Source organism: Pseudomonas sp. REP124 (assembly GCF_020164475.1).
GTDB lineage: Bacteria > Pseudomonadota > Gammaproteobacteria > Pseudomonadales > Pseudomonadaceae > Aquipseudomonas.
Genome location: NZ_JAIQWX010000152.1, coordinates 1 through 14257 on the forward strand (window position 1 = coordinate 1; position 14257 = coordinate 14257).

Consider the following 14257-nt stretch of genomic DNA (forward strand, 5'->3'; position numbering starts at 1 on the left):
CCACAAATCCCACCCAAAAATAAACCGGCCGCAACAGCCGGTTTATTCATTTCTCCCCTCAGGCCGCCTGCGCCGCCTGTGCCTGGCGCACCACCGCCGCCAATCGCCCCAACCCCTCATCCAGCCGCGCCGGATCGATGTGGCTGAAATTCAGCCGCAGGTGCCCGTGGTTGTTATCCGGATCCGGAAAGAACGGCTCGCCCGGCATGAACGCCACATCATTGGCCAGCGCCGCATTGAGCAAGGTCCGCGTATCCAGCGGTTGCTTGAGCGTCAGCCAGAAAAACAGCCCGCCCTGGGGCATGTTCCAGTCCGCGAGATCGTCAAAGTGCATTTGCAGCGCCGCCTGAAACGCATCGCGGCGTTCCCGGTAAAAGCCGCGCAACTCACCCAGATGCTGCCGATAGGATTCGCTGCCGATCCATTGCAACGCTTGCCACTGGCCGACCCGATTGGTGTGCAGATCCGCCGACTGCTTGAGCTTTAGCAGGTGTGGGAACAGGTCCGGACTGGCGATCAGGTAACCCACGCGCAAACCCGGCAACAGGGTTTTGGAGACGGTGCCGGTGTAGATCCAGCTGGACTTCTTCAGGCGCCCGGCAATCGGTTTGGCGCTGCCGCCATCGAACGTCAGTTCGCGGTACGGCTCGTCTTCGATCAGAGTCACGCCGAACTCATCGAGCAGGCTCGCCACCGCTTCGCGCTTGGCCTCGCTGTAACGCACGGCCGACGGGTTCTGGAACGTCGGGATCAGGTAGATGAACGCCGGCCGATGTTGCTCCAGACACGAGCGCAATTGCGTGAGGTTCGGGCCATCGGCCTCCAGCGGGACAGTCACGCAGTCGGCACCGAACAGCTGGAAGATCTGCAACGCCGCCAGATAGGTCGGGGCCTCGAGGACGATCTGCGTACCTTTGTCGATATAGAGCTTGGCCGCCAGATCGAGGGTTTGCTGGGAACCGCTGACCACCAATACTTGACTCGCTTCGCACGGCAAACCCAGAGACCGCGCCTCGGCTGCCAAAGCCTCGCGCAGTGCAGGCTCACCTTCGCTCATGCCGTATTGGCCCATGGACACAGGCATCTGGTCCCACTCGACCTTGGGCAGCATGGCTTCGGCCGGCAGACCACCGGCGAACGACATCACTTGCGGGCGTTGCGCGGCGGCGAGGATTTCACGGATCAGAGAACTTTTAAGGCGCGAGACACGTTCGGAAAAAGCCATGGGGATCACCGGTAGCGAGGCATGAGGAAAATGAGTCAAACTTGTTGACCGAAATTACGACAGCCCGAGCGGATACGTCAACATGCTTGACCTTAAAAACCCGAATTCCCAGCAACAGGCCATGGAAGCGTTTTTCTTCGGCTACCAGGCCTTCACCGCCAAGGCCGACGAAATGCTCGAACGCCGTGGCCTGAGCCGGGTGCATCAGCGCATTGTGTTTTTCGTCGCCCGCTACCCGAATCTCAGCGTCAAGGAGCTGCTGGAATTGCTCGGCGTGACCAAACAGGCGTTGAACATGCCGTTGCGGCAGTTGCTGGAAATGCACCTGGTGAACAGCGTCGCGTCCGAGACGGACAAGCGTAAGCGGCTGCTGGAGTTGACCGATGAAGGTGCGCGATTCGAACAGGCGCTGCGTCGGGAGCAGGTGAAATTGCTGGAGCGCGTGTTTGCCGAAGCTGGGGAAGCGGCGGTGAATGGGTGGTTGGCGGTGAATCTGGCTTTGGGCAAAAGCCCGCTTCTGTAGGAGCTAGCTTGCTCGCGATGGAATTTCAGGCACCGCGGGGTATCAGGCAGCCAGCGTTATCGTTAACGACCATCGCGAGCAAGCTAGCTCCTAAGGTGCCTTTTGAACAAACGATATATCCCAATCGACAAAACTTTCGTCGACAAAATCAAAAACATTATTTGCTTTCTTTGTATACAAAAGCATAATCCACTTCGTGCGAGTTTCTGACCAATGAGTCAACAAATTCGCAAGCACCTCAAAGGGCCGCTGCCACCCCTCGGGATCCGGCCCTGGAAATAAAAATAAAACTCTTGAGGAGTACTCGCTGTGGAAAGCCGCAAATCCGAAGCATCGACGCTGGATCTCTCGCCGCCTTTACGCACTGGCTTGCTGGAGCGCCTGTTTAAACTCAGCTTGCATGGCACCACGGTGAAGACCGAGTTGATTGCCGGTCTGACAACCTTCATCACGATGGCCTACATCATCTTCGTCAACCCCAACATCATGGCCGACGCCGGCATCGATCATGGCGCGGCGTTCGTCGCCACCTGCATCGCCGCAGCGCTGGGCTGTCTGTTGATGGGCCTCTACGCCAACTGGCCGGTGGGCCTCGCGCCGGGCATGGGCCTGAACGCGTTCTTCACCTACACCGTGGTCGGCACCATGGGCTACAACTGGGAAACCGCCCTCGGCGCGGTGTTCGTGTCCGGTGTGTTGTTCATGATCCTGACCTTCTCGAAGATCCGCGAATGGCTGCTCAACAGCATCCCGGTCAGCCTGCGTCACGCCATGGGCGCCGGTGTTGGCCTGTTCCTGGGGCTGATCGGTCTGAAAACCGCGGGCATCGTCGTCGATAGCCCGGCCACCCTGATCAAACTCGGCTCGCTGCACGAGGCAGGTCCGCTGCTCGCCGGCATCTGCTTTTTGATGATCGCGATTCTCAGCTATCACCGGGTATTCGGCGCGATCCTCATCAGCATCATCACCGTGACCCTGGCCGGCTGGGGCTTGGGCCTGGTGCATTACGAAGGGATCATGTCGGCCCCGCCGAGCCTGGCCCCGACCTGGATGGCCATGGATGTCGCCGGCGTGTTCAACGTCAGCATGATCAGCGTGGTACTGGCGTTCCTCTTCGTGCACATGTTCGACACCGCCGGCACCCTGATGGGCGTCGCCCAGCGCGCCAACCTGGTAGGCGCTGACGGCCGCATCGAAAACCTTTCCCGTGCGATGAAAGCCGACAGCGCCTCCAGCGTGTTCGGTGCCGTGGTCGGTGTACCGCCGGTCACCAGTTATGTGGAAAGTGCCGCGGGTGTAGCCGCAGGTGGTCGCACCGGTCTTACCGCCGTGACCGTGGGCGTGCTATTTATCGCAGCCATGTTCTTCGCACCGCTGGCCGGGATGATTCCTGCCTACGCCACCGCCGGCGCATTGATCTACGTGGCGATGCTGATGATGGGCGGCATGGCCCACATCGAATGGGACGAAGCCACCGACAGCATTCCGGCGATCGTCACCGCAATCATGATGCCGCTGACCTTCTCGGTCGCCGACGGTATCGCCCTGGGCTTCATCACCTATGTGGCGCTGAAGGCCGGTACCGGCAAGTACAAGGAAATTTCCGTCAGCCTGTGGGTGCTCTGCGCGATCTTCATCGCCAAGTTCATCTTCTTGTAAGTCGGACACGATTCAAAACAGCCTCACCCCGTCGGGTGAGGCTTTTGTGCAAATGGAGGAAAGTGATGAGTCTGGAAACCTGGCTGCTGTTCAGCGGCGCTGCGCTGGTAGTGATCCTGATCCCGGGACCGCTGTCCTTGCTGATGATCAGCAACAGTCTGAATTACGGTTTGCGCCGTTCGTACCCGGCGTTCCTCGGTGGCGTGTTCGCCTCGATCTGCCTGTTGAGCGCTTCTGCTCTTGGGCTCGGTGCGTTGTTGCTGGCTTCGGAGCAGTTGTTCAGCGCCCTGAAAATCGTCGGTGGCCTGTACCTGTTCTACCTCGCCTGGCAAAGCTGGAAACAATCGCGCCTGCCTTCCCACGGCGCCGAAGTGCCTGAAGCTGCGCCGGTGCCACGCTTTCGTGCCTTGTTCGGCCGGGCGTTCATGCTGGGTGGCAGCAACCCCAAGGACATTCTGTTTTTCGCAGCCTTCCTGCCTCAGTTCCTGAGTGCCGAGCAACCGTTCCTGCCGCAGTTGCTGGTGATGATTGCGACCTGGACGGTGCTGGATCTGCTGTGCAAATTGGCCTACGGCCTCGGCGCCCACGGTGCGGCACGGTACCTGCGCACGGGCAAGGGCCAGAGCTGGTTCAACCGGATCAGTGCCGGGTTGTTTGGTGGGGCGGGGGCGGCTTCGCTACTTAGCGGCCACTAATCGGTTACACCCAGCCCCTGTAGGAGCGAGCATGCTCGCGATGGTCGTCAACGATGACGCTGGGTTCCTGATACCCCGCGGCGTTCTTGGGTTCATCGCGAGCATGCTCGCTCCTACAGTTTGAAAATCGTCACCCTCGGAAATACTCGCCTTACATAGTTATCGCATCCAGCCCACCACGCTTCCCTAAAGTTCAGCACCCTCCCCCACGCCGAACCAGGAAGCTCCCATGACCCAACTTTTCCCCATCACCGAAGACGAACCGGTAAAAATCTCCGACGTCGATCCCCCGTCCCTGAACAACGCCGACCAGGAAATCGTCGATTTCATCCGCAGCCACGGCGACAGCACCATCAACCCACACACCCCGCGCGCCCCGGAAAAACGCGAGCGCGTGCTGCGAGCCCTGGACCATCACTACGGCCCGCTCGCCATCGGCCATTTCACCGTCACCCGCACCGAACTGCACCTCATGAACGCAACGGTCGACGGCGCGCCGCTGGACATCGGCAACAGCAACTTCCGCCGCCCTCCCCAGGCCTTCATCGATGGGCTGAAGCTCAACCCCGTCGACGTCGAACAGCGCATCTGGGCCAGTGGCAAACCGGGCGATTACACCCTGCCGACCCTGCTGTTCGAGATCGCCACCCAGCGCTCGGTCAACGCCCCGCCACTGTTCAGCGAGGAACAGGGCACCCACACGCAAAAGCTCGACAGGCTGCTGCAAGCCGCGCAGAAACTGGATGTCGTCGATACCCGCCTGCCGGAAAACGTCCCCGGCTGGGTCAACCGGCAGAAAAGCAAAGTGGTGAACAGCATGGGTGTCGGACTCCAGGCGTTCGGGATCTACAGCGGCCTGATGTGCATTTCCGATGCCATCAAGCGCGGCGATCGCACCGAAGCGGCGGTCAGTGCCGGTGCGGTGGTAACCGAGGTCGGATCACTTGTCATCGAACTGGGCCTGATCAAAACCGCCCAAGAGTTGATCGAACGCAGCGCACTCGTTTATCAGGGTTTTGCCGGGACGAGGCTCGGCCTGCAGCTGTCGCGGGCGGCCGGGCTGATCGCCGGCGTGCTGACCCTGCCCTTCGATATCTATTTCGCGGTCAAGGCGCTGAACGACGCCTCCCGGTCCACCGGCAAGCAGGCGCTGGATCACTACGTCGCCGCCGGCATGAACCTCACCAGCGCCGCCCTGACCCTTATTCTCGGTACCGCCGCCCTCGCCGGCTTCGCCCACGCCGGCCCCATCGGTATCGCCGCAGCCGCGATCCTGATCACCGGCTCGCAAATCTACAGCGCCGTGCGCCAGGTGGACGATATCGACGACTACATCGAACTGAGCGTCGATGAACGTCTCGTCAGCGGCTTTCTCGCCTTCATCAACCAGAGCCCGCCGCAACGCATCCAGGACCGCTACAACATCGCACTGACCACCGACCACCACTCCAAACTGCTCAACAACCGCGCGCGCAAATGGCTGAACGGCCAGATGAAGGACAGCATCGAAGCCATCGTCAACGGCAAATTCCAGGTCGGCCTGACTGCCGCCCAGGTGTTCTGGTTTGAAAGCGATGATCAAGGCCGTGAATCGATGCCATCCAGGGAAATCAAGGTGCCCTCGGTCGAGGACGGCGACGACAGCATCGATGCCCGCCACGGTGTTCCGGCGGATCTTTCCGGGGTGGTCAAAGGCACTCGCGGCGAATCGAAAGCCACTCTCTGGCTACTTGGCGGCGGTAACGACAACGTCCTGGGCCTGGAAAACAAACCCAATCACTTCAGCTACGGCACCGGCAGCAAACACCTCACCGGCGGCGACAAGGATGACCAGTTCCTGTTCGAAGGGGCCGTCCCGGCGCTCAAGCAAACCTCACTTCTCCAGAGCCGTCTGCAGGGCGGACAGGGCAACGACACGCTGGTTTTCCAGGGCACGCTGGACAGCCGCGACGACACTCTCTACCAAGGTTTCGAAATCGATCTGGAGCATGGCCGCATCGGCCTTTTGAGCGACAACGACACAACGCCCCACACCGTGCTATCCAGCATTGAAAACGTCGAAACCCTGGCCGGTGCGAGCAACATCATCAAAGGCTCCGCCGGCGCCAATCGCATCGTCTCCCGAGGCCACGACCGAATCGATGCCGGCGCCGGCGATGACACGATCTACCTGATGGGCGGCTACGGTCACGCCACCGGCGGTGCCGGCAAGGACACCTACTTCGTGGCCCACAAAAGCGGCACCGTCACCATCACCGAAGATCCGCAGGACGAGAGCCTGATCATCATGGACTGGCCCTTCGAGCGCATTCAGAAATGGTCGATCGAAGACACTTCGCTGGTGATTTCCTCGCTCTGTGGAGACGACGGCGAGTGGCCGCAGCAACGGCTGATCATCAAGGACATCTACAAGACAGTCGCGGGAAAACGCCTGCTCCAGGAACAGAAACTGCGCTTGCTGACCCAGGACGGTTTCCAGCTGACCCCGGACTTTCCCGCTGAACTGACCGGCAGCGAACATCACACCATCGAAGCACTGATTCTGGCCAAGGGCACTCGCCCGGCGCCGCTGATTCTCAATAGCCCCGTGCATGAAACCTTGCCCGGCAAGGCTTCCCACTGCTTCATCCACCGCGATATCCAGCACAGTGTCATCAACATCAGCCAACGAGACGACAAGAACGTCCACACACTGCACATCGATTGCGACAGCGGCGACCTGATCCAGGCCCTGGCCGCTTACACGGTTGAAGTCAACGAGCGCAACAGCGCCCATTACTTGGACTACGGCCTGTTCAATCTGGAACTGCGCTTCAAAGAGAAGACCGTCGTAATCAGGAATCTTGCTACGGCTGCGTCCGACACTTACACGAACGTGCGTGGCAGTTCGTATGCGGTAAAGGGCCTGGCGTTGAACCAGACCTTCAACCTGGTCCTGCGCGACGGCGTGTCCTATCGGATCAAGCTGCCTTCGCCCAACTATCTGGATGACGTCACAAACCCCGGCGTCAAATGGTTCGATGGCCGGCACATGCTGGAAAAGCGCGCCGGCAACTACCTGCTGCTCGCCCCTGAAGACAGCCGGCCGATCGTGCTGGAAGCTCGCGCGCAACGTGTCGAGTTCCCGGCTCGCCTGCAAAACACGGTGGCGACGCTCGAAGGCAAGGGCTCGACCTATCACGTGCATTTTCATGCAGACAGCACCCTGCGGATTTCCACCCCGGGCGCGCGGGACAAAACCTCCAATGCCTCGACCTGGATCTTTCACTCAAGGCATACCGACCTGGCTGACATCAAGTTGCGGGACAACAAACTGCTGATCGGCCGAACCCTGGTTTATCTGCCGCACTACGAAAACGAAGACACACCCATCGAGCAAATCCACGTCACCACTTCCTCGGGCATTACCTATGCGGTCGATCTGCTGTTCGAGCAAATCTATCCATGGACGCAAGACCAACCCAGTGCCTGATTCACGTTAATGAAAGGAGTCATTACATGAAGCCACCAAAGAAAGTCACCAAACCCAATACACCGGACAACCCGAACAGCCCCGATGACGGAGCGCCACCGCGCCGGGAAATACCCGATATCGAACTGCCCGGCCGTCTTCCCGACATCCCCGGCGCCGAGGGCCCATCAACCAGCAGGCCTGCCGAAGGCGAATCCGACAACGTCCCCCGGCAGCCGCAGCTTGAAGTGGCTGACATTCCCCTCTCCGGGCAGTTTGTCAGCGACACCGGCACCCGCTCTGGCTTCAGTTTTCTGCCGGACTTCCTCGCCAGAGACCTGCCCGCCGCCGACCTCGATGGACTGCGCTACGGCAAACGACAGACGATCTACGCGGAAATCGAAAACGAAGGCATCACCCTGGTCCGCCTTGGCGCCGATGGCGAGTACCGGGCCGCGCTGCTTACCGAACTGGTGGCCTCGGGGCCGGTACTGGAAAGAGTCGGCAACACGCCCTTCTGGCGCAGGAAAGTCGTCGACGAACAGGCCGGCCCCAGCGTCAGCAAGCGTCCTCGCGTGGATGAAAGCGCCGACTCGTCTTCCGGGGAGGCCGCACAGGTCAGCGACCAGTTGGCGCAACACCTGGCGCCCCTGGATTTGTCGGCGGCGCAATGGCGCAACTGGGGCAGTTCGACCAGACCGCTTGCCTCAGAGTCCCTGGAAATCAACGGCCTTCACTATCCGCTGGTGCCCAATGGATCACCGCAGAGCCACAGCATCGCGTACCTGCAACATCCAAGGTTTTCACCGGCGCGCTATGAGGCTTTCGAACAGATGCTGCATGACGAACCCACTCTGCAACCTAGATGGGCGTTGAAAAGAGACGGTCAGTGGCAGGTTCTCGAGGATCGCTTCCCCTTCAACAGGCCGCTTACAGGTTACGTCGCCAATTCCTACAGGGACTTGTCGCAGACTTCCTTGACCACGGTCGCCAGATCGCTTTTCAACCGGGCCAATCATTCCGAAGTGATCGACAGCCGCGGCCTGGCCGTGTTGAAGCAGACGCTTCGCAACTGGGCCGACAACACCAGCGCCAGCATTCCTCGCCTGGAACTGGCTGACCCGATTTTGATGCTACCGATCATTCCCCGAACCCGAAGCGCCAACAACGTCTGGATGACCCTGCTGCCCGCCGACGCCAACACTGCATTGCGACGCCTGGATTTCACCCCCGAGGGATTCGCGGCGCAGTGGAACAACTTCGTCATCGATCCTTCCAACTACAACCTCAAGCAATTGCTCACCGCCGTGCTGGTGCGCAATGGCTACGACGTTTTTCCAATGTCCAGCGACCACCGCGGACCGACGCTGGTGTTCACCCGCGCCAACCATGATCGGGTGTTCTTCCTTAAGCTGGGCAATGTCAACGGCGAGACCATCAGACAGATGGCACCGTCGGGTGATGAGTTGTCCGATCCGCATCTGGTATCGCGTATCGGCGAGGCCGCGCACGAGAGGCTGCGCACCGCCTACGACCAGAACAGAGTGGTGTGGCTGCTGGGCGGCGTTCAGACCACGTCCTCGGGAGTCGGATCCGTCTTTATCGTCAGGGAAGGTTGAGCCCTGCCCTTTTCTCGCCGGCCTGGCCGGCGAGAACCCCTTCCCCGAACACTTTAAAGAGCACTGATTTCATGAGACCCAAAAACCCCCATCACCCGAAAAACCCCGGTTCGACCGACGTGAACCCACCCGGCAGGCGCGAAACCGGCCCTGACATTCTGCCCGGGCTTCCCGGCCACGGGCTGACTGATCTTCCCGACCTGCCACTGCGACCGTCGCTGCCGGACCCGAGCCACCCACCGGAAACCCGGCCGCCAACCATTGACATCATCGACCTGCCGGACGAGACACCGATCAGCCGCACCACCGTCGAACCTCCCATCAGTCATTACTACCTGCCACCGAAACTGGTGGAAAGACTGCCCGCGCCCGACCCGCAAACCGGTCTGCGCTCGATTATCCAGGGGCGCCAATATGTCGATCTCGTGGACGGCGGCACGGTGCTGCTGGCCAGCGATCCGCAGGGACACTGGCGTGCGGGGCAACCGTCGGAACTGGTGCCTTCCGGTCCGCGTCTGGAGCGCGTGGAGGGAACGCTCCAATGGCGGCAGGTTCAGCCCGGCAATACCGTCACAGGGCCCTGGAAAGACTGGGGCATCGAGGCCCGACACTACTCAGCCGCAGACATCACCGTCGACGGGGTTCGTTATAAAACGGTGCCGATTGATGCGGCAGCGGACCATCCGATTGCCTACATCAAGAACCCGTCGCACCCGATCTACGGTTTCGATCTGTTCCAGGACCTGCTCAAGCGCGATCCCGAACAACAACCCCGGGGCGCCATCCAGGTGCCATCGAGCGGACACTGGGAAATCGATCCGGGCCTGCCCTTCGATCGAACCCTGACTGACTATGTCGCCAGCTACTTTCCCGAACTCTCGGAAATCTCCCTGCTGAACGTCGCCCGGCGACAGTTTGCCCTGGCCAACAGGTCCGAGACTGCCACCAACGCCGGGCTGACGACCTTGCGGCAAGTGTTCAATGACTGGAAAACCCGGAATCTCTCACCCCGGCCGGAACTGGTCGATCCGCTGTTGATGCTGCCGGTCATTCGGACAACCGCCGGCAAGGGGACGTCCCGGATTCTCGGCCTGCCAACGCCCACCGATCAGCCTCTGGTGCATCTGGCCTACACACCGCACAAATTCCACCGTCAGTGGGATTACCTTCTCAGCACCCAGCATGCCAATGAACTCAAACGCTTCATGCGTGAGCTGCTGATTCGCAATGGCTACAGCGTGTTCGAACCGACCGACGCCCCGTCCTATGCCGCCCTGGTGTTCCGCCGCACCGGGCATGACTTTGTCTTCTACATGACCTTGCATCGTGTGCATGGCAGGCGCATGCACATTCACGAAAGCGCCAAGGACGCCTTCGTCCCCGAGAGCCTGCCAGGGCTGATCGGCTACCCGGCCTTGCGCGCGGCCCAGGATGCGGAAGCGGCGGGCAAGCTGATCTGGCTCAAGGGGGGCAGCCATATTTCAGCGGATCACGAGAGCTCCGTGTTCATCGTCAGAACCGAAGACCCAAGGCTGTAATCCTGTGGGAGCGTGGCTTGCCCGCGATGGTCGTCAACGATGACGCGGGTTGCCTGATGCCCAGCGGTGTCTGGGCTACCATCGCGGGCAAGCCACGCTCCCACAGGGATCGCGGGGTATCAGATACCAATGGCAATCTCGCTGGCAGAAAACCAGGGCGAAAAAAAGCCCGCAGTGTGAGCGGGCGAAAGACCAAAGAAGCTATATGCGCAGGTCGCTTCAAGGTAGAGGAAGCTGCTTGGGGGATCAGCTTCCCCGGTACGTGGAATAACTGTACGGCGAGATCAGCAGTGGCACGTGATAGTGATCCTGCTGTGCCGAGATGCCGAAACGCAGCACCACCACATCCAGGAACGCCGGCTCCGGCAGCTGGACGCCACGGGCGCGGTAGTAGTCGCCGGCATGGAACTGAACCTGATAAACCCCGGTGCGGTAGTCATCGCCCTGCAACAGCGGCGAATCGACACGACCATCGCTGTTGGTGACCGCGCTGGCGACCAATTCCAGCTGCGAACCCTCGACGCGGTACAACTCGACCTTGATCGAGCTGCCCGGGCAACCATGTGCAGCGTCCAAAACGTGTGTAGTCAAACGTCCCATTGATTCTGCGCGCCTGCCTGCATCGAGCAGCCAGACCTCGCGCCTCCCGAAGTCAGTTGAAAAGGAGACCGCACCGTTTCGGAGCCCGAAATGCTGCGGCGATGGATTGATTAAGACACTTTTCAAAAAAATTGTACACAATAAAAACGACATATTTACCAACGGCAGCGCCAACCACCGTTTTCCCGGCGGTTTTCCGGCGAAGTGCGCACTGGCCAAGCCCTGTAACCGCAAGCTAGGCGGACAGGCAGATTTCTTGCAGACTCCCCCTCCTATCACCGGAAGATGACCGTTAGCGAAAAATGCAAAAATTCAGGCTTACAAAGTGAATATAAAGTTGTATACAATCAGCCCATCGTTGTGACGCCAGCCTGACTTCTCATTCGCGGGCACGCCACACCACCTGTCAACACGAATAAGAAGGAAGACTGCAGTGAGCGCTGACTACCCACGCGACCTGACCGGTTACGGCAGTAACCCTCCGCACCCACACTGGCCGGGCAACGCCCGCATCGCCCTGTCTTTCGTACTCAATTACGAAGAAGGTGGCGAGCGCAACATCCTGCACGGCGATAAAGAATCCGAAGCCTTCCTCTCCGAAATGGTTGCCGCACAGCCGCTGCAAGGCGCGCGCAACATGAGCATGGAATCGCTCTACGAGTATGGCAGCCGCGCCGGCGTCTGGCGGATCCTCAAGCTGTTCAAGGAATTCGACATCCCGCTGACCATCTTCGCCGTGGCCATGGCCGCCCAGCGTCACCCGGACGTGATCCGCGCCATGGTCGATGCCGGCCACGAGATCTGCAGCCACGGCTATCGCTGGATCGACTACCAGTACATGGATGAAACCCAGGAACGCGAGCACATGCTCGAAGCGATCCGCATCCTCACCGAAATCACCGGCGAGCGCCCACTGGGCTGGTACACCGGTCGCACCGGCCCGAACACCCGTCGCCTGGTGATGGAAGAAGGCGGTTTCCTCTACGACAGCGACACCTACGACGACGACCTGCCCTACTGGGAACCGAACAACCCGACCGGCAAGCCGCACCTGGTGATCCCGTACACCCTGGACACCAACGACATGCGCTTCACCCAGGTCCAGGGTTTCAACAAGGGCGACGACTTCTACGAATACCTCAAGGACGCGTTCGACGTGCTCTACGCCGAAGGCGCAGAAGCGCCGAAAATGCTGTCGATCGGCCTGCACTGCCGTCTGGTTGGCCGTCCGGCGCGTCTGGCTTCGCTCAAGCGCTTTATCGAATACGCTAAAAGTCATGAACAGGTGTGGTTCAGCCGTCGCGTCGATATCGCGCGTCACTGGCACGAAACCCACCCGTACCAAGGGGCTGCCAAATGAGCACCTTCCAAACCGTCAAACCTTCGAGCCTGAGCCGCGACGCCTTTGTCACCGCTTTCGCCGACATCTACGAACATTCGCCATGGGTGGCCGAAAAGGCCTTCGACCTGGGCCAGGACGCGTCGATCGACCAGATCGAAACCCTGCACCAGCGCATGAGCGACATCCTGTTGAGCGCCGATCACGCCAGCCAACTGGCATTGATCAACGCTCACCCGGACCTGGCCGGCAAAGCTGCCGTCCAGGGCCAACTGACCGAAGCCAGCACCAATGAACAGGCTGGCGCCGGTATTCACCAATGCACGGCCGAAGAGTTCCAGCGCTTCACCGAGCTGAACGACGCCTACAAAGCCAAGTTCAAGTTTCCCTTCATCATGGCGGTAAAAGGCAGCAACCGGCATCAGATCCTCGCAGCGTTCGAAACGCGCATTCACAATTCGGTCGATACCGAATTCAAATGCGCGCTGGCGGAGATCAACAAGATCGCCCTGTTCCGTTTACTGACCCTATAGCGAGCCTGGCCCGAGCGGATTCAAGAACGCCGAAACCGCCCAGGGCCCTGCAAGCATCCCAAGCCACTTATTTAAAGGCAGACAAGAAGAATGAAAGCTTACGCCGTACCTTTCGAGAAGTTCGTCAACCTGGCCGACGCCCGCCTGGGCACCAAAATCATCTCGGTCACCGATGACTGGTTCGCAGACGCCAACCGTCTGTTCCAACCGACCCCGGCCGTATGGAAGGAGGGCGTGTTCGATGATAACGGCAAGTGGATGGATGGCTGGGAGTCGCGCCGCAAGCGCTTCGAAGGCTATGACAGCGCCGTGATCCGCCTGGGCGTGCCCGGCTCGATCAAGGGCGTGGACATCGACACTTCATTCTTCACCGGCAACTTCCCGCCATCGGCGTCCCTGGAAGCATGCTTCCTGGCCGAAGGCGAGCCGAACGAAAACACCCAGTGGGTTGAAGTGCTGTCGGCCGTCGAGCTGCAAGGCAACAGCCACCACTACCACGAGATCAACAACGACCAGGCCTTCAGCCACCTGCGCTTCAACATCTACCCGGATGGCGGCGTGGCCCGTCTGCGTGTGTACGGCGTACCGTTCCGCGACTGGTCGGCCATCGGCGACAACGAACAGGTCGACCTGGCCGCTGCCCTGAATGGTGGTCGCGCGCTAGCTTGCTCCGACGAGCACTTCGGTCGCATGAGCAACATCCTCAACCCGGGCCGTGGCATCAACATGGGCGACGGCTGGGAAACCGCGCGTCGTCGTACTCCTGGCAATGACTGGGTGATCGTCGCCCTGGGCCATGCCGGTGAAGTCGAGAAAGTCATCGTCGACACCCTGCACTTCAAGGGCAACTACCCGGACAGCTGCTCGATCCAGGGCGCCTTCGTCAAAGGCGGTACCGACAGCCAGATCGAAACCCAGTCGCTGTTCTGGCGCGAACTGCTGCCAAGCCAGAAGCTGGAAATGCACGCCGAACACACCTTCGCCGAGCAGATCAAGGCCCTGGGCCCGATCACCCACATCCGCCTGAACGTGTTCCCGGATGGTGGCGTGAGTCGCCTGCGTGTTCTGGGCAAAG

At 60.4% G+C, this 14257-nt stretch carries 11 protein-coding genes; 9 read left to right on the forward strand and 2 right to left on the reverse strand.

What is annotated here, in order from left to right; translation table 11 throughout:
• Positions 1-58 precede the first annotated feature (58 nt).
• A complete protein-coding gene (locus K9857_RS25470) occupies positions 59-1225 on the reverse strand; it encodes a PLP-dependent aminotransferase family protein (protein WP_224540533.1) in 1167 nt (388 codons plus the stop codon).
• A gap of 82 nt (positions 1226-1307) precedes the next feature.
• Between K9857_RS25470 and K9857_RS25475 the strand changes: the two genes are divergently transcribed.
• The 6 genes from K9857_RS25475 (at position 1308) to K9857_RS25500 (ending at position 10710) form a co-directional block, all read left to right on the forward strand.
• The gene (locus tag K9857_RS25475; protein ID WP_224540535.1) at positions 1308-1748 is read left to right on the forward strand and encodes a MarR family winged helix-turn-helix transcriptional regulator; all 441 of its coding nucleotides are present in this window, start codon (positions 1308-1310) and stop codon (positions 1746-1748) included.
• 309 nt (positions 1749-2057) lie between these two features.
• A complete protein-coding gene (locus K9857_RS25480) occupies positions 2058-3407 on the forward strand; it encodes an NCS2 family permease (RefSeq protein ID WP_224540537.1) in 1350 nt (449 codons plus the stop codon).
• 65 nt (positions 3408-3472) lie between these two features.
• Complete coding sequence (locus K9857_RS25485) at positions 3473-4102, forward strand: LysE family translocator (protein WP_224540539.1); 630 nt, start codon at positions 3473-3475, stop codon at positions 4100-4102.
• 229 nt (positions 4103-4331) lie between these two features.
• Positions 4332-7574: a calcium-binding protein gene (locus K9857_RS25490; protein WP_224540541.1), complete on the forward strand. Its 3243-nt coding sequence runs from the start codon at positions 4332-4334 to the stop codon at positions 7572-7574.
• Between the two features lie 26 nt (positions 7575-7600).
• Positions 7601-9172: a hypothetical protein gene (locus K9857_RS25495; protein WP_224540542.1), complete on the forward strand. Its 1572-nt coding sequence runs from the start codon at positions 7601-7603 to the stop codon at positions 9170-9172.
• Between the two features lie 71 nt (positions 9173-9243).
• Positions 9244-10710, forward strand: a complete 1467-nt coding sequence (locus K9857_RS25500; RefSeq protein WP_224540544.1) for a hypothetical protein — start codon at positions 9244-9246, stop codon at positions 10708-10710.
• 246 nt (positions 10711-10956) lie between these two features.
• Here the strand turns inward: K9857_RS25500 and uraH are convergent, their stop codons facing one another.
• Positions 10957-11310 (reverse strand): hydroxyisourate hydrolase, encoded by a 354-nt coding sequence (uraH, locus tag K9857_RS25505; protein WP_175376934.1) that lies wholly within the window; start codon positions 11308-11310, stop codon positions 10957-10959.
• Positions 11311-11743: 433 nt separating this feature from the next.
• Between uraH and puuE the strand changes: the two genes are divergently transcribed.
• The 3 genes from puuE to alc all read left to right on the forward strand — a co-directional run.
• Entirely contained in the window at positions 11744-12670 is a 927-nt protein-coding gene (gene puuE, locus K9857_RS25510) for an allantoinase PuuE (RefSeq protein ID WP_224540547.1), read from the forward strand.
• Positions 12667-13182, forward strand: a complete 516-nt coding sequence (uraD, locus tag K9857_RS25515) for a 2-oxo-4-hydroxy-4-carboxy-5-ureidoimidazoline decarboxylase (protein ID WP_224540549.1) — start codon at positions 12667-12669, stop codon at positions 13180-13182. Before puuE ends, uraD begins: the two co-directional genes overlap by 4 nt.
• A 90-nt stretch (positions 13183-13272) precedes the next feature.
• Positions 13273-14257: allantoicase (gene alc / locus K9857_RS25520; protein ID WP_224540550.1), on the forward strand; the 985-nt coding region annotated here is incomplete at its 3' end.